Here is a 15,678-nt window from a genome sequence, read left to right as displayed (position 1 = left end):
GCGCGGCGTGCGAGGTCACCCGCCGGTGCCCGGGAGCCGCTTGTAGAAGTAGGTGGTCGGGTGCAGCCGGCCGGCCGGGTCGGTGGCGTAGTCCGGGATGGTGCCCGCTTCCGTCCAGCCCGCGGAGCGGTAGACGTGCTCGGCGCCGCTGCCGGTCTCGGTGTCCAGGAACAGCAGCAGCACTCCGGCGCGGGCGGCCTCGCTCTCGGCGTGCGCGAGGAGGGCGCGGGCGGTGCCGCGGCCCCGGCAGCCCGGGTGGACCATGAGCTTGCGCAGCTCGGCGCGGTGGCGGCCGTTGGGCTTGGACTCCCGGTACCAGCTGACGGTGCCGTCGAGGGGGCCGTCGGCGCCGGTACGGGAGACCCACAGGGCGAGGGACCCGTCCTCGACGGCGGGCAGCAGGGACTCCCACCAGGCGGCGGCGTCCGTGTGGCGGAGGCCGGCCAGGAAGCCGAGCGAGGAGCCGTCGGCGACCACGGCGTGCAGGAGGGCGGCGAGTTCGTGGCGATGGGCGCGCAGTCCGGCGGCGGACAGCCGGGTGATCACGGTGGTCATGCGGCGAGCATAGGGATCAGCCGGGGACCCGCAGGAGACGGGGCAGGTGCGGGTGCGGGTGCGGGTGCGGGTGCGGAGGCTCGCGGCCGGCCGCAGGGCGAGGCAGGGCCGGCGGGTCGGCGGTGGCGGCCGTGTCCGGCGTACCGGCTCCACGCAGGCCGAGGCAGGCGGGGCCGGCGAGCGCGCCCGACACCCCGAGCCCTCCTCGCGCAGCAGCAGGGGCGGGAACTCACCGCAGAGGACGGCGAGGATGCGGGCGGGACGTGCGCCTCGGCAGCCGCGCGGGCGCCGATGACGGTGATCCCGGGGCGAGCAGCAGCCGGTCGCACCGGCTGCCGCGACCGCGTCGGCCGTCCGGCCATGGCACTCCGGCCGGACGTACGAGGCGAGGCCGGGCGGGCAGGGCGGTCGATACCGCCGCTCCGGGGCGCCGTTGCGGACCGGCGTCCACCCCGCCGGACCACCGACGCCCGGGCCGGCGGTCCCTGCCCACGGCCGCCCCACGGCCGCCCACGGCCGGACCGGCCGAGCGGGCCGCCGCGGCCGCCGCGGCCACCGTGGCCGCGGCGAGCCGGACGACGCGCCGCGGGCCCGGCCTGATCGGCACGGCACCCCTACGGCGCCGGGAGTTCCGCGAAGTCGGCCACCAGGCCTCGGTGGTGGCCCGCTGTGCCGAGTGCGAGGGAGTCGGCCTTGGCCCGCTTGAGGTAGAGGTGGGCCGGGTGCTCCCACGTCATGCCGATGCCTCCGTGGAGCTGGACACACTCCTCGGCCGCGCGGACGGCCACACCCGAGCAGTAGGCCTGGGCGACGGCGACCGTCAGGGGTGCGTCGGGGGCGCCGACGGCGAGGGCGTCGGCCGCGGCCCTGGCCGCCGCGCGGGCGGAGGCGACGTCGAGCCAGAGCCGCGCCAGCCGGTGCTTGAGGGCCTGGAAGGAGCCGACGGGCCGGTTGAACTGGTAGCGGCCCCTGACGTGTCCGACGGTCTCGGTCAGGCACCACTCGGCGAGCCCGACCTGCTCGGACGCGAGCAGGCCCGCCGCGCAGAGCAGTGCTCCGGCGACGGCCGCCCGGGCCGTGGCGGGGTCCGCCAGGCGGGTGCCTGGTGTCGCCTCCAGGGTGACGGTGGCGAGCGGCCGGGTCAGGTCCAGCGGGACCAGCGGTGTCACGCCGGCCTGCGCGGCCGGGACCGCGTAGAGCCCGGTGTCGGCCAGGACGAGCAGGACGTCGGCGGCCACCGCGTCCGCCACGGCGGTGACCGTGCCGGTCAGGATCCCTCCGCCGGCGTCCCGTACGGGGGCCGGCAGGCGGGCACCGGGGGCGAGGGTCAGCGGCACGGCCGGGGCGCACACCGTGCTCCCCGACGCCAGCTCCGCCAGCAGCGGGGCCGCTTCGGCGGTGTCGCAGCCGAGCAGGATCTCCGTGGCGAGCACGGCGCTCGTGAGGTACGGGACGGGCGCCACGGCGCGGCCCAGCTCCTCCAGCACCACGGCCGCCTCACGGTGGCCCGCGCCCAGTCCGCCGAGCTTCTCGGGCACGAGGAGCCCCGCCGTGCCGATCTCGACGGCGAGGGTGTGCCACAGGGCCGGATCGTGCGGGCGGCCGCTCTCGGCGCGGGCGAGGATCCCCTTGGCGTCGCACCGGTCGGCGAGGAGCGAGCGTACGGCGGCGCGCAGTTCCTCCTCGGCCTCGGAGTAGAGAAGGTCGGCCGGGGCCGCCGGCGCTGTCGGTGGCGTCGGTGCCGTCATCGGGAGAGGTCCTTCCATGCGAGGTCCTTGTCGTCGCGCGGCTCGGGGGGCAGGCCGAGGACGCGTTCGGCGACGATGTTGAGGAGGATTTCGCTCGTGCCGCCCTCGATGCTGTTGCCCTTGGCACGCAGGTAGCGGTAGCCGGCGTCGCGGCCGGTGAAGTCGACCAGTTCCGGACGGCGCATGGTCCAGTCCTCGTACAGGAGGCCTTCCTCACCGAGGAGTTCGACCTCCAGTCCGCTGATCTCCTGGTTGAGCCGGGCGAAGGCCAGCTTCATGCCCGAGCCCTCGGGGCCGGGCTGGCCGGCGGCGAGCTGCTGGCGCAGCCGTTCCCCGGTGAGGCGGGCGACCTCGGCCTCGACCCACAGTTCCAGCAGCCGCTGGTGGAGGGCGTGGGTGCGCAGTCCGGGGCGCTCGCGCCAGGCCGCGGCGACGGGTGCGATCATGCCGCCCTCGCGCGGGATGCGCATGCCGCCGATCGAGACGCGTTCGTTCATCAGGGTGGTACGGGCGACCGCCCAGCCCTCGCCGACGGCGCCCAGGCGGTGGGTGTCGGGGATGCGGACGCCGGTGAGGAAGACCTCGTTGAACTCGGCCTCGCCGGTGATCTGGCGCAGCGGCCGTACCTCGACGCCGGGGTCGTGCATGTCGCAGAGGAAGTAGGTGATGCCCTGGTGCTTGGGCCGTGCCGGGTCGGTGCGGGCGACGAGGATGCCCCAGCGGGCGTTGTGGGCGCTGGAGGTCCACACCTTCTGGCCGTCGACGGTCCACTCGCCCGTGTCCTCGTCGAGGACGGCGCGGGTGGCGAGCGCGGCCAGGTCGGATCCCGCGCCGGGCTCGCTGAAGAGCTGGCACCAGACCTCCTCGCCCACCCACAGGGGCCGCAGGAAGCGCCGCTTCTGTTCCTCGGTGCCGTACGCGAGGATCGTGGGCGCGGCCATGCCGAGGCCGATGCCGATCCGGCGCGGGTCGTTGTCGGGGGCGCCGGCGGCCTCCAGCTCGGCGTCGACGACGGCCTGCAGGGAGCGGGGCGCGCCGAGTCCGCCGAGGCCCTCGGGGTAGTGCACCCAGGCGAGTCCGGCGTCGAAGCGGGCGCGGAGGAACTCGGTGCGGCCGGTCGCGGCGGGCGGGTGGGCGGCGAGCAGTTCCCGGGTGCGGGCGCGCAGCGCCTCGGCGGTGGTGGGGGTGCCGGGGGTGGCTCCGGTGGTCATCGGGCGGCTCCGTCCAGGCCCGGTAGGACGACCAGGCGGCCGGTGGTGGTGCCGTCGGCGAGGCGCTGCACGGCGTCGGCGGCGGCCGTGAGCGGGACGCGTTCGCTGACCAGCGGGGTGACGGCGCCTTCGGCGGCGAGCCGGGTGAGTTCGGTGTGGCAGGCGAGGACGGCGGCGGGATCCTTGGCCGCGTACAGGCCCCAGTGCAGGCCGAGCACGGAGTAGTTCTTCACGAGGGCGTGGTTGAGGGCGGGTGCGGGGACGGTGCCGCTCGCGAAGCCGACGACGACGATCCGGCCCTCGAAGGCGACGCATTTCGCGGAGGCTGTATAGGCGTCCCCGCCGACCGGGTCGTAGACGACGTCGGCGCCGCGTCCGCCGGTGAACTCCTTGACGCGGGGGGCGATCTCCTCCGCGGTGCGGTCGATCACCAGGTCGCAGCCGAGTTCCTCGGCGGTGCGGGCCTTGTCCTTGCCCCCGACGACGCCGATGACGGTGGCTCCGGCGGCCTTGCCCAGCTGGACGGCGGCGCTGCCGACCCCGCCGGCGGCGGCGTGCACGAGGAGGGTCTCGCCGGCCCGGAGGCCGGCGCGGCGGTGCAGGCCGAACCAGCCGGTCTGGTAGCCGATGTGGAGGGCCGCCGCCTCGGCGTCGTCGAGGGTGTCCGGGGCCGGCAGCAGGGCGCGGGCGGGTGCGGTGACGTACTCGGCGAAGCCGCCGTGCGGCAGGCTCGGGTTGGCGATGACCCGGCGGCCGTCCTCGGTCTCGCCGCAGATCTCGACGCCGGGGGTGAAGGGCAGCGGCGGTGTGATCTGGTACTGCCCGCGGACGAGCAGCGCGTCTGGGAAGTTGACGTTCGCGGCGAGCACCCTGAGTTTCACCTCGCCCTCGCCGGGGACCGGTTCGGGAACCTCTTCGAGGCGCATGGCCTCGCGGGGTTCTCCGGGGGTATGTACTCGCCATGCCTGCATCCGGGGCCTCCAGCCGCCGTCGAGGAATCACGCTCCGGGCGCATACTAAGCGGTCGCTTGCTCTTCTGTGAACCGCCGGCGGGCGCGTGTGCCGCCCGGCTCGCAACAACACGCGCCATTTCAGGCCACATTCGCCACACCATCAGGCAAGATGTGGCGTGCACGTGTCATGACTCAACGGGGAACAGCACCTGTCCAGGGGGGACCACCACATGAGAAGAAGCATGTCCGCGGCCGGAGCCGCCGTCGTTCTGGCGGGCCTGATCAGCGCGGCCGGGCCGGCCGTGGCGGCCGGTGCGGCGACCGGCGCGAAGTGCACGCCGAAGATCCAGGTGCTCGGCTCGGTCGGGGACGAGTCGTACACGCGCGACACGCAGCGCAGCCAGGGCGTCTTCGACTTCGGCTCGGGCGATCTCGCCGTCGGCGTCTCGGGTCACAAGCCCGTCTACTGGACCGGCACCACCGTCCACCGGGTCCCGCTGACCGACCCGAACCAGACGGGTCAGGTGCTCGCCGTCAACGCGCACGGTCTGATGGTGGGCGTCCTCCGCGGCTTCGGCGGCACCTCCCTGTTCACCTACCAGGCGGGTGCGGCGGCGATCACCCCGCTGCCGGACAGCTACGGCTCGGACCTCGAGGCCGACATCAACGACGCCGGGTACGTGGTCTCCCGTACCAACAGCGGGCCCGGGGCCGTCTGGAAGGACGGCCTGAAGGTCCGCGACCTGCCCGTCCCGGCCGCTGCGGGCCCGGGCACCCGGATCACGATGGTCACCGGCATCAACAACCGGGGCGACATCATCGGCATGGCCACGCAGGACCACGAGGTCCCCGAGACCGGTGAGCACCTGGAGAACACCTACCCGGTGCTGTGGCCGGGGGACGGCACCGCCGCCCGGCTGCTGGCGCCGTCGGGGAACGACAGCTACGTCCAGGACCTCGACGAGAGCGGCCGGATCGTCGGCTACGACTGGGCCGGGCCGTGGCACGAGTACCGCACGTGGGTCTGGGAGCCCCCGCTCACCGGCCCCGGCACCACGCCCGGGGGCCTGAGCTCGCACCCGTACGCCACGTTCGAGGCGATCAGCCCCACCACGAACGTCAGCGTCGGCACGGCCAAGTTCCACCCGGACGAGATGGCCCTGCCGGACCAGGCGCTGCTGCGGGCCGGTTCCGGCCCGGTCAAGGCCCTGCCGCGGCTGGCCGCCGGGCAGGCGAGCATGGCCGACGCGGTCTCGGACGCCGACCGGGTGGGCGGGGCGGCGGTCAACGCCAAGGGCAAGCTCAAGCCGGTGATCTGGACCTGCGCGACCCAGCAGGCGTACAACCCGGGCAGTTAGTCCGGGGCCCGCGAGGATGGTGATCTGAGCGTCCGCACGCTATCGATGGGCGCATGGAGAACCCTCTGCGCGGCCTTCCCGCGCCGCCGCCGCTCGGTGCCGCCGCACTGCCCCCCGGTACGTACGCGGGGCAGGTGGTCCTCGTGACCGGCGGCGGCACCGGGCTGGGCAAGGCCGTGGCCACCGAGTTCGCGCGGCTCGGCGCCGACCTGCTGATCGCGGGCCGGCGCCCCGAGCGGCTCAAGGCGGCGCGGGACGAGCTGGCGGCGGTACCGGGCGCGGGCCGGGTGGCCGCCGCCGTCTGCGACATCAGGGACCCGGAGCGGGTCGCAGAGGTCTTCGACGCGGCGCAGGCGGCCCTCGGGCTGCCGGACGTACTGGTCAACAACGCGGCCGCCAACTTCCCCTCCCCGGCGGAGGACCTGACGCCGAACGCCTGGCGGGCGGTGGTCGACATCACCCTGACCGGTACGTGGTTCATGACCCGCGAGTTCGGCCGCCGCCACCTCGCCGCGGGCACGCCCGGGTCGATCGTCAGCATGGGCGCGTCGTACGCCTGGACGGGCGGGCCGGGCTTCGCCCACAGCGCCGCCGCGAAGGCCGGAGTCAAGAACCTCGTCGAGACCCTCGCGGTGGAGTGGGGCCCGTACGGCATCCAGATCAACGGGCTGGTCCCGGGCCTGTTCCCGCACGTCGACATGACCGCGGACATCCGCGGCGGCCTGGATCGGGCCGCGCCCGGCGTCCAGGACGCCCGCCAGCCGGCGCTACGGGTGGGAGTGCCGCGCGAACTGGGCTGGGCGGCGACCTTCCTGGCCTCCCCGTACGCCCGGTTCGTCACCGGCCACACCCTGGTCGTCGACGGGGCCAACTGGCAGCGCCGTACGGTGGTCGGCCCCGAGGTGGTCCCGGTACGGGAACAGCTGGGGCGCGGCCCCTTCACCGCCGGGCCGGGCGGCACGTAGGGGTGTCCTGCCCGGCCGGCCCGGTCCGGGGGTCAGCCTCCGGTGAAGCGGGGCGGGCGGCGCTCCGCCTTCGCGGTGTAGCCCTCGCGGGCGTCGTCCGAGGCGAGGGTGAGGGCCGCGGTCATCGCCACCCGGTCGAGGGCCGCGGGGAGGGCGGCGTCGGCGTAGGCGTCGATCGCGCGTTTGACGCCCTGGACCGCGAGGGGGGCGTTGGCGGCGATCTCCGCCGTCAGGGCGCGCGCGACGTCCTCCATCTCGTCCGGCTCGACCACGAGTTGGACCAGGTTGAGCCGCTCGGCGGTCGCCGCGTCGATCCGGCGGCCCGTCAGGGCCAGGAACTTCGCCCAGCCCGCGCCCGCCTCGCGGGCGATGCGCAGGTCGCCGCCCGCGTCCACGGCCACGCCCAGCCGGGCCTCGGGCAGGGCGAAAACGGCGTCCCGTGCGGCCACCCGGACGTCGGCCATCAGCGCCAGTTCGAAGCCGAAGCCCAGGCAGTACCCCTGGACCGCGGCCACCACCGGCTGGGGCAGCCGGGCCAGGACCGCGAAGCGCTCGTGGATCCAGCGGATGCCCTCGTAGTAGTTGCGGGTGCGTTCGGCGGCGGTGCCGCCGGTGATGGCGCCGCCCGGGGCGGTCACGTCGATGCCCGCGCAGAAGGCCCGGCCCTCGGCCCGCAGCAGCACGGCTCGTACCGCGGGGTCGAAGCGGATCCGGTCCACGAGCAGGCCGAGCTGGCGGCTGGACTCCCAGCTCCAGCCGTTGAGCTTGTCCGGGCGGCAGAGGGTGAGGACCGCGACGCCGTCCGCGACCTCCAGGCGGATCCGCTCCTCGCCCTCCGCGATCTCCGTGGAGATGGTGTCGATCACCTTGTCCCGCACCCCCGGTCCGACGGCCGGCCACAAACTGACGAATCGTCAGACTAGGGGTGGGGGGTCGGCGGGGGAAGAGGGCCGGCAGGAGAAGAGGTCAGCGCGGGAAGACCTCGAACGCGACCGCCGGACGGCCCCCGAACCGCGGCGCCACCCGCTCGGCGTTGCCGGTGAGGAAGGTACGGACGTACTCCTCGGGATCCTGGTCCGTCAGTGCCGCGATGTAGGCCTTGTGCTCCAGCAGGGACAGCACCGAACGCTCCAGGCCGGGACCGGCGTCGGCCGCGTGCGTGGGCGTGCTGGTACCGGCCACCGCCACCCAGCGGACCCCGTCCCACGGCTCCAGGCCCTGCTCGGAGATGAGCTCCGGGAAGATCCACCGGTTGCCGGCGTCGCCGGCGGCGTCCAGGGTGGCCCGGCCGACGGCCTTGTGGTCGGGGGTGTTCCAGTAGCCACCGCCCAGGTCCCCGCCCCACGTGTCCCGGTGGTTGAGGGTGATGACCAGCTCGGGCCGGTGCCGGCGGATCGCCGCCGCGATGTCCCGGCGCAGGCCGAGACCGTATTCGACGACCCCGTCGCGGTGGTCGAGGAACTCCACCGCGGACACCCCGACCACGGCGGCGCTCGCGCGCTGCTCGGCCTCGCGCAGCGCGGCGCAGGCGTCGGGGGTGACGGAGTCGATGCCCGCCTCACCTCGGGTGGCCAGGAGGTAGACCACCTCCCGGCCGCCGTCCGTCCAGTCCGCGACGGCCGCCGCGCACCCGTACTCCAGATCGTCCGGGTGGGCCACGACGGCGAGGGCGCGCCGCCAGTCGGTGGGCATGGGCTCCAAGGAGGCCTGCTGATCACGTTGTCCGGTCATGCGTCGCACAATAGGCGAACAGTCCGTCACGGACAGGCGGCAGCGCCTCGTGGACTCCGGCGGAGGCCACCGCCCCCGGCTCCGGGCCGGACCCGCCGAACGCGGGTGCCGGCCCGGCCGGTTGCCATGTGGTCAGCCGATGGGGCGCGGGGTCGAGTCGAACCCGGAGGCCGTCGCGCGGAACCAGACGGCCTTGCCGTCGGCGCCGACGGCGGCCAGGTCGGCGCGACCGTCGCGGTCGAGGTCGCCCGCCGAGACCAGCGTCGGGTACGCGGCCCGGCCGAGGCCGGAGCCGATCTTCACGCGCTCTGCCGTGGCCCAGCCCGTGGGATCGAACCGGCCGGCGGCGTCCTTGGCCCCCCGCACGGCGAAGAGGTCGCCCGAGGCGTCGTCGCGCACCCACAGGTCGGTGGCGCCGTCACCGTCGGTGTCGCCCGGGACGAGGACCGAGACGGCGTCCCAGCCGCCGTCGCCGACGAGGACCGGGGCGCCGTTCATGTCGAGGTAGCCGGAGCGGCTGCCCGCGTAGGCCCAGAGCTTGGCGCCCTGCTTGACCAGCAGGTCGGGCTCGCCGTCGCCGCCCAGGTCGCCCGCGTCGACGACGTCCTGGGCGTCGGACCAGTGGTCGTTGCCCTGCACCGGGTCGCTCTCAAGGACGCTCAGGACCGTGCGGTCGTGCGGACGGACGCTGCCGAGGCCGTTGTTGGTGTAGACGCGGAGCTGCCTGGCTCCCAGTCCCGGGACGGTCTCCAGCACCAGAAGGTCGTTGTAGCCGTCCTCGCCCCAGTCGCCGCCGGCGGCGATCCGGCTGCCGGGGGCGAAGGACGCGCCGCCGTCGACCGGCGCGGCGAAGGTGCCGTCGGCCCGGCCGGCCGAGAAGCGGAGCCTGCCGTCGGCGTCCAGGGTCCACAGGTCGCGCAGGCCGTCGCCGTTCAGGTCGCCGGCCGCGTCGCGGACCCCGCCGTTGCCGAGGGCCCAGAAGTGGTACACGGTCTGGTCCGAGCGCCGCCCGGCCCGGTCGACGCTGTACGCGTAGAGCATGTTGGGGCCGGACAGCGTGGGCGTGATCACGACGGCCGCGCCCGGCGCCACGGTGACCTCCCGCGGCTCGGACACCGACCAGTACACGATCTTCTCGACGTTCTCGGCACCGCCGGTGCCGAAGGTGAACGTGCCCGGCGTACGGGCCTTCCCGGTCCCGGCGGGAACCCCGTTCGAGGCGTCGGGGAACTCCGGGGAGCTGATCACCGGCGGTGCGGGGCGGCCGATGGTGGTCTCCAGCTTCGCGCTCGCCGGGGCGAAGCGCTTCCAGGCCGAGGCGTCGGACTCGTCGGAGGCGAACAGACCGACGGTGACGGAGGTCCGGGACGCGGCCGCCGCCTCCTTCACCAGCGCGGTGGCGTCGAACTCGAGGTCGCCCGCCGCGCAGCCCTCGCTGCCCTTGGCGTCGGTCACCGTCGCCAGCCGGACGCCCTTGGCCGGCTGGAGCTTCCACGTGGTCTGCGCCGAGACGGCGCCCACGCTCCACAGCTCCACCGGACGGCCCGTGCAGGACGCGGACCCGGTGTTGGTGATCCGGAAGGTCGCCCTGGAGACGGTGGCGCCCTGGAGCGCGGTGGTGTCCAGGGTCAGGTAGGCGCGGGAGAGGCCCTGGCTGCCGCCCTCGTTGCCGACGCGGAGGTCGTCGGCGGAGTTCCAGTAGGACCGGTTCGGATTCTTCTTGGACACGCGGGTCCAGGCCTGTGCGCCGACGGGGTTCTCCCCCGTCCCCGCGGCGCTGACGGCCGGTGCGGCGACGGCGGCCGGTGCCGCTCCTGCCGCCACGCCGGTCACGGCCAGTCCGCCGGCCAGGGCCAGCGAGACGGCGCTCGGCATCCTTCTCGACATGCACGCTCCACACATGGGTCGGTTCTCGGGGTCGAGAGCCACCCTAACCATGTGATCAACTTCTGCGAGAACGATTATTCGATGCCTTCATCACCCGGTGACCTGCGAGGACGTCAGGCCTCGTCACGTACGAGGGCCAGCAGGCGGTCCAGGACGCGGGGGCCGCCCGCGCGCAGGCCGTCGTGCTCGAACTCGTCCGTCACCCAGGTGCGCAGGCCGCGGATGGCGCGGGCCGTGCGCAGGGAGTCCTCCACGTCCACGTACATGTCGTCGTGGTAGACCGCGGCCGCCACCGGCACTTCGTTGGCCGCGAGCCGCTCCGGGTCGTAGAGCGGCTGCCATCCGGTACGGGCGGCCAGGAGGTCGGCGGTCTCGCGCAGCGGAGCGAGGGCCGGGTCGGTGGTGAAGTGCCAGGGGTGGATGGTCTCGCCGGTGAAGAGCAGGGGCTCGTCACCCGCGAGGGCCTTGCGGGCGTCGAAGCGGGCGTGTTCCGCGCGGACGCGGTCGGCCGCCCATGCGGTGGACGCGGCCGGGTCCTGGGCGTAGATCGCCTCGTGGACCAGCGCGTACAGGGGGTGTCCGGCGAAGGAGAGGAGGGCGCGGGCGCCCTCCAGGAAGGCGTCGGAGAGGGCCGGTCCGCCGGAGGTCGGTACGAAGGCGTCCTCCAGCAGGTAGTGGAGCTGGTGGCTGCCGTCGCCGCCGCCGAGGAGGATGCCGAGGGACTGGAAGGCCTCGACCGTCAGGACATGCCCGCCGGGGAGTTCGGCCGGCTGCTCCGCGAGGTGGGCGGCGATCCGGCGGGCCCGCTCGACGTCCATGGGGTAACGGGCGTAGTGGGCCAGGTTCTTGCGCTCGATGCGGGGGTAGGCGGCCCGGTACACCTCGTCCGCGGTGGCGGTCAGCGCCGGGAGGCCGCCGGTGATCAGGGCGGCGGTGAGTCCCTCGGGGGCGCTGGAGAGGTACCGGACCGTGCAGAAGCCGCCGAAGCTCTGGCCGAGCACGGTCCAGGGCGCGCCGCCGGTCAGCCCGGGCCGGATCGCCTCCGCGTCGCGCACGATGGAGTCGGCGCGGAAGTGGGCGAGGTACGCGGCCTGCTGGGCGGGGGTGCCGCGCAGGGGCAGCGTCTGCCGGTTCGCCGGGGTGGACCGGCCGGTGCCGCGCTGGTCCAGCAGGAGTACCCGGTAGTCCTGCAGGGCGCGCTCCAGCCAGGCCTGCCGGCCGACGAAGCGGCGGGCGCCGAAGCCGGGGCCGCCCTCCAGGTACAGCAGCCAGGGCAGGGTCTCCGGGTCCTTGCCGGTGGCGACGACCTCGCGGCCGTACAGCTCGATCCGCTCGCCGTCCGGGTGCGCGTGGTCCAGGGGGACGGAGAACCGGTGGTCGGTGAGGACCGTGCCGGGCTGACGGTAGCTGTGGACGACGGTCACGTAACGGCCCCCAGGGGTGCGAGGTGCGGAAGGCCCGCGCCGCGGCCGGGTGAGGCGCGGGCGGACGCGGCGATCCGCCCGAGTCTAAGAGGTGCACCGGGGGCCCGGGCTGCCGGGGCGTTCCGGCGCCCGGGGTGCTCCGGCCGCCGGGTTGCTCCGGCCCCGGGGTGCTCCGGCTCGCGGGGCGTTCCGGCTGCCGGGGCGCTCTGGTCGCCGGGGCGCTCCGGCGGGCCGGGCCCGACGGGCCTTCCGGACAGCCGTCTCCCGTCCATCGATCCGGGCGGGGCGTCCGCCCAGGTTCGATGCCGAATCCACTAGTCCACTAAGACCGTGTCCTATGTGGTGAGGCGGATGAGTCTTGCGGGCGGCGATCCGTCCGCACACGGTGCGGCGTCGCACGCCTCTCACTCGATTGCGGGGACCGGCTGGCCCAACAGGCCGAGTCGCGGAGCGGCATGCTCCCGACGCCTAGATTGTGTGCAACGGTGCGATTGCGGACAAGATCCCGAAAGGAGATCACGCTGGACGGCCCTGAGCCGGATGCCCCGGACGAAGTCCCTGCCACCGAGTCACCGGAAGCCCCCGAGCCGCACAACGGTTCTGGTTCACTGCCGTGGGGGTTGGGTCTGCTGGCAATGGCAGCCACGTTGCTCTCGGCGAGCCTCGGTCCGATGCTGCAACTGTTCGGCATTAAGTCTGGCCCTGTTGCCGCGGCTCTCCTGCTCTTGGCGGTCCTGATCGGCGGGATCGTCGCCGTCAGGAAGGCATTTGCGGACCGGCCCAACATGTCCCGCCGCGCGCGCTGGTTGTCGGTCGCCGTCCTGGGAGGGTTCCTCGTGGCCTGCACCACTCTGGTGATCGTCTTCCAGCCGCATCCGCCACCGCCGGAGCTGCTCCGCTTGCCCGGGGCCCAGGACGTGGCCGTGGTCGGTTTCGAGGGCGTTGGCGCCGGCCAGGACCAACGGGTGCTCGACGACGTGTCGGAGGTCTTCACGACGGACCTGATGAAAGATCAGCTGCCCGAGGGAAGCAGGGCATACGACTACGCCAGGGTGACCTCGCCTCCCCTGGAGGTGCTCGGGAAGGCGGGGCAGGATCAACAGGAGCTGGACGACTGGACGAACGGCTTCGTTGAACGGACGAACGCCGGGATCGTCATCGGCGGCCTCGTGACCACCGACTCTGCCGGACAGACCGGACTTCGGCCGGCTGTCTACGTGCGGGCGGCACAGGTGGACGATGCACCCGAACTCGCCGGGTGGTACCTCAGCGGCCAGATCCGACTCGATCAGGACTGGAGCTCCGACACAGGCCGGAGACACGTGATCACCGAGTTGGTGCGCCGGACGCGCGGATTGGCCGATTTCACCCACGCTCTCGACCTCTGGCGGAACGGCAAGGTCAACGACGCGAAGCAGGTGCTGGACCAGCTACTGCCATCGGGCGCGGTCGCCGTTCGACAGGACGGCGCCGAGTTCGTCACGCCCGATCTGGTCCGGCTCTTTCACGGGCACGCCCTCGAGCAGGTTGCCATCGGCCTCCCCGCGGCTCAACGGAAGCCGTACCTCGAGGCGGCTCTCGCCGACTACCAGGCCATCGACCCGAACGGCCGGATCGGGCTGCGGGCCCGCCTCAGCTTGGCCGGCGCGCAGTACCAGCTGGCGCTGGGCCCGTCACCGAGCTGCCGCCCGGGGACGGTGGATACCAAGGCACTGAGTGCCTCGTCGACCGAGCTGAGGAGGCTCTCGGTCGAGGGGCTCTTCTCCGATGTCGGTCGGCTGCGGGCGTCCGTGAACCTGGCCCAGGTGGAGCAGTGCAGGGTGACAGCGCAGATCGTTCCCGATGACGGGATCATCGACCAGGCCCTGCAACGGGTCCGCTCCGCCAAGGGGGGCCGCGCAGTCAAGGACCTTCAGGCGCTGGCTGCCTCCGTCGCAGCGGTGCATGCCTTCGAGCGCGGAGATTCGGTCGCTGCCATCTCCTACATCAAGGAAGCGATCAGAGGGGAACGAGGGTTCGCCCGGCGAGGGCTCTGGCAGGCGCTCGCAGCCTCTTGGGAGTTTCAGCGCGGCGACACGACATCAGGCTGCCGCGACATGCAGGACTCACTCGACCAGCTCGGCAACGCCCAGGGCAAGGGCGCGATCACGTCGCAGCGGTACGAGGAAATCGAGAACTCTCTCCAGCAAGAGGCCAAAGCCGCAGGGGCCCGGTGCCCCCGGGTTTCGCCGGGTGGCTGACCCCCGAAAGGACCGTGGTGCGAGTGACACCAAGAGTACTGATCTTGAGCATCGTCATGCTGGGCTGTGCCGTCGCAGGGTGCAGCAGCCCTCCGTCGGAGTCCGTCTCCCCGAGCCCGACCACCGGGGCGGCGTCGCCCTCCCCGAGCCGTACCACGCAGACGGCAACCCCCTCCTCCAGCACGACTACCGACTCTGCCACGGACGTCCTCCTGGCCCAGCAAATCACCCTCCTCGCGGCCGGCGACGGGGCCGCCCCGGACTGCACCGCGGACCTGGGCAGGATCTCCGGCCTCAGCGGCTCGCCCGCGGTCTGGGTCGGAAACATCCGCGGACTCGACCGGGTCACCACCCCCGACGAGGTGGCCCTGTGTCTGAGCGGCTTCTCACCTGACGAACCGGTCAAGGTGGTCGTCACGGCCGGCGGTCGGCAGTACGCGAGCACGGCCCAGCCCACCGCCTCCGAGCTCACATATGCGCACTTCGAGCCGTCAGAGTCGCTCTTCACCGGGCAGGTACTTGCCGTGCACCCCCAAGGCGATGGAGTGCTGCAGAGCGAGAAGTGGTGGTTCGTGCCGCCCGGCGCGGCCCGCGAGGATCTCGCGGCTGCGGGGACGCTCACGATCCAGGCGACCCAGGGCTCGCTGACGGCCCAACACAGTCACTCGGTGGAGCTCCCAGGCAATCCCGATCGCTTGGTCGTGGACAACGGCAGTCACCGGATCCTCATCTATGGGTTCCCGCCCGGAGCGCGGATCCCGGTCGGGCTCTACAAGACCGACTCCACAACCCAATCCGAAAGCCGTGCCTCACTCGTCCGGCAGATTGGCACGGTGGTGATGCCTCGCTCAAGAACCGTCGTCTTCACCGTTCCCGACGCCGTCGTCAAAGAGACCGGTAACCAGGGCTCCTACTGCGTCACCGTGCCGATGCCGGAGCAGTACAACTGCCCTCAGCCTTAGGGGGTGTTCTATGTAGTCAGTCGGATGAGACGTTTGTAGCAGCAGAGGGCGGCTGCGAGGCCGAGGAAGGCCAGGTAGTTGCGGGGGTGGCGTTGGTAGCGGTGGTTGAGGCGGCGGTAGCCGGTCAGCCAGGACATCGTCCGCTCGATCACCCACCGCCGACGCCCTAATCGCTCGCTCGACTCGATGCCTTTGCGGGCGATCCGGACGCCGATACGTTTGCCGCGCACCCATTTCCGCAGGTGGGGGATGTCGTAGGCCTTGTCGGCGTGCAGGCGTTGGGGTTTGAAGTGGCGGCCGCGGTGGGGGTCGTGTCTCGTTTGGTGACCGAGCACCATGGGCTTCAGGGCTTCGCTGTCATGGGTGTTGCCCGCGCTGACGCCGACGACGAGGGGCAGTCCTGCCGCGTCCGACAGGACGTGCATCTCGTCAGGCACGCCCCGATACCAGCACGTAGATGATCGCCGCGAACAGCGTCTCGTCAGGCGTGTCCTGTGTCCCGCCACCCTGCGGACGCACCTTCGATGGCGGGATCAACGGCTCCGCAATCTCCCACAACCCGTCCGGAACAATCCAACTCCACGTACCCCGCCCTATACGGGGCCCAACGACGCCTCACCACATAGGACACGGTCTAAGGAGGC

At 73.1% G+C, this 15,678-nt stretch carries 12 protein-coding genes and 1 pseudogene; 4 read left to right on the top strand and 9 right to left on the bottom strand.

Annotation, left to right across the window (positions count from 1 at the left end; all coding sequences use genetic code 11):
* Nucleotides 1-15: 15 nt before the first annotated feature.
* The 4 genes from AAT21_RS07010 to AAT21_RS06995 form a co-directional block, all read right to left on the bottom strand.
* On the bottom strand, nucleotides 16-555 hold the full coding sequence (locus AAT21_RS07010) for a GNAT family N-acetyltransferase (protein WP_046775883.1): 540 nt from the start codon (nucleotides 553-555) through the stop codon (nucleotides 16-18).
* Between the two features lie 614 nt (nucleotides 556-1,169).
* Nucleotides 1,170-2,303 carry an acyl-CoA dehydrogenase family protein gene (locus AAT21_RS07005; protein WP_046775882.1) on the bottom strand — a complete coding sequence of 378 codons (1,134 nt, stop codon included), beginning with the start codon at nucleotides 2,301-2,303 and terminating at the stop codon, nucleotides 1,170-1,172.
* The gene (locus AAT21_RS07000; RefSeq protein WP_046775881.1) at nucleotides 2,300-3,514 is read right to left on the bottom strand and encodes an acyl-CoA dehydrogenase family protein; all 1,215 of its coding nucleotides are present in this window, start codon (nucleotides 3,512-3,514) and stop codon (nucleotides 2,300-2,302) included. Before AAT21_RS07000 ends, AAT21_RS07005 begins: the two co-directional genes overlap by 4 nt.
* Nucleotides 3,511-4,485 (bottom strand): NADPH:quinone oxidoreductase family protein, encoded by a 975-nt coding sequence (locus tag AAT21_RS06995; RefSeq protein WP_046775880.1) that lies wholly within the window; start codon nucleotides 4,483-4,485, stop codon nucleotides 3,511-3,513. Before AAT21_RS06995 ends, AAT21_RS07000 begins: the two co-directional genes overlap by 4 nt.
* Nucleotides 4,486-4,697: 212 nt before the next feature.
* Here AAT21_RS06995 and AAT21_RS06990 point away from each other — a divergent pair, with 212 nt between their 5' ends.
* Nucleotides 4,698-5,825, top strand: a complete 1,128-nt coding sequence (locus AAT21_RS06990; protein WP_235438711.1) for a hypothetical protein — start codon at nucleotides 4,698-4,700, stop codon at nucleotides 5,823-5,825.
* Nucleotides 5,826-5,878: 53 nt separating this feature from the next.
* Nucleotides 5,879-6,790 (top strand): SDR family oxidoreductase, encoded by a 912-nt coding sequence (locus AAT21_RS06985; protein WP_046775879.1) that lies wholly within the window; start codon nucleotides 5,879-5,881, stop codon nucleotides 6,788-6,790.
* Between the two features lie 32 nt (nucleotides 6,791-6,822).
* Here the strand turns inward: AAT21_RS06985 and AAT21_RS06980 are convergent, their stop codons facing one another.
* The 4 genes from AAT21_RS06980 to AAT21_RS06965 all read right to left on the bottom strand — a co-directional run bounded on the left by AAT21_RS06980 (nucleotide 6,823) and on the right by AAT21_RS06965 (nucleotide 11,832).
* Nucleotides 6,823-7,656: an enoyl-CoA hydratase/isomerase family protein gene (locus tag AAT21_RS06980; RefSeq protein WP_052757812.1), complete on the bottom strand. Its 834-nt coding sequence runs from the start codon at nucleotides 7,654-7,656 to the stop codon at nucleotides 6,823-6,825.
* A 100-nt stretch (nucleotides 7,657-7,756) separates the two neighbouring features.
* The gene (locus AAT21_RS06975) at nucleotides 7,757-8,521 is read right to left on the bottom strand and encodes a PIG-L deacetylase family protein (RefSeq protein WP_046775878.1); all 765 of its coding nucleotides are present in this window, start codon (nucleotides 8,519-8,521) and stop codon (nucleotides 7,757-7,759) included.
* A 132-nt stretch (nucleotides 8,522-8,653) separates the two neighbouring features.
* Nucleotides 8,654-10,408: a DNRLRE domain-containing protein gene (locus AAT21_RS06970; protein WP_157879643.1), complete on the bottom strand. Its 1,755-nt coding sequence runs from the start codon at nucleotides 10,406-10,408 to the stop codon at nucleotides 8,654-8,656.
* 113 nt (nucleotides 10,409-10,521) lie between these two features.
* Complete coding sequence (locus AAT21_RS06965) at nucleotides 10,522-11,832, bottom strand: alpha/beta fold hydrolase (RefSeq protein ID WP_046775876.1); 1,311 nt, start codon at nucleotides 11,830-11,832, stop codon at nucleotides 10,522-10,524.
* 671 nt (nucleotides 11,833-12,503) lie between these two features.
* Here AAT21_RS06965 and AAT21_RS06960 point away from each other — a divergent pair.
* Both AAT21_RS06960 and AAT21_RS06955 read left to right on the top strand, forming a co-directional pair.
* Nucleotides 12,504-14,072 (top strand): hypothetical protein, encoded by a 1,569-nt coding sequence (locus AAT21_RS06960; protein WP_157879642.1) that lies wholly within the window; start codon nucleotides 12,504-12,506, stop codon nucleotides 14,070-14,072.
* Between the two features lie 44 nt (nucleotides 14,073-14,116).
* The gene (locus AAT21_RS06955) at nucleotides 14,117-15,034 is read left to right on the top strand and encodes a hypothetical protein (RefSeq protein WP_046775874.1); all 918 of its coding nucleotides are present in this window, start codon (nucleotides 14,117-14,119) and stop codon (nucleotides 15,032-15,034) included.
* Between the two features lie 8 nt (nucleotides 15,035-15,042).
* Here AAT21_RS06955 and AAT21_RS36580 read toward each other — a convergent pair.
* Nucleotides 15,043-15,631, bottom strand: a pseudogene (locus AAT21_RS36580) (transposase).
* Between the last annotated feature and the right edge of the window lie 47 nt (nucleotides 15,632-15,678).

The organism is Streptomyces yangpuensis, from assembly GCF_001005295.1.
GTDB classification, from domain to species: Bacteria; Actinomycetota; Actinomycetes; order Streptomycetales; family Streptomycetaceae; genus Streptomyces; species Streptomyces yangpuensis.
This window is presented reverse-complemented; position numbering and strand designations above follow the sequence as displayed.

Coding starts and splice junctions, on each gene's coding strand:
- AAT21_RS07010 (WP_046775883.1), bottom strand. CDS start 555: ATGACCACCGTGATCACCCGGCTGTCCGCCGCCGGACTGCGCGCCCAT.
- AAT21_RS07005 (WP_046775882.1), bottom strand. CDS start 2,303: ATGACGGCACCGACGCCACCGACAGCGCCGGCGGCCCCGGCCGACCTT.
- AAT21_RS07000 (WP_046775881.1), bottom strand. CDS start 3,514: ATGACCACCGGAGCCACCCCCGGCACCCCCACCACCGCCGAGGCGCTG.
- AAT21_RS06995 (WP_046775880.1), bottom strand. CDS start 4,485: ATGCAGGCATGGCGAGTACATACCCCCGGAGAACCCCGCGAGGCCATG.
- AAT21_RS06990 (WP_235438711.1), top strand. CDS start 4,698: ATGAGAAGAAGCATGTCCGCGGCCGGAGCCGCCGTCGTTCTGGCGGGC.
- AAT21_RS06985 (WP_046775879.1), top strand. CDS start 5,879: ATGGAGAACCCTCTGCGCGGCCTTCCCGCGCCGCCGCCGCTCGGTGCC.
- AAT21_RS06975 (WP_046775878.1), bottom strand. CDS start 8,521: ATGACCGGACAACGTGATCAGCAGGCCTCCTTGGAGCCCATGCCCACC.
- AAT21_RS06970 (WP_157879643.1), bottom strand. CDS start 10,408: ATGTCGAGAAGGATGCCGAGCGCCGTCTCGCTGGCCCTGGCCGGCGGA.
- AAT21_RS06960 (WP_157879642.1), top strand. CDS start 12,504: ATGCTGCAACTGTTCGGCATTAAGTCTGGCCCTGTTGCCGCGGCTCTC.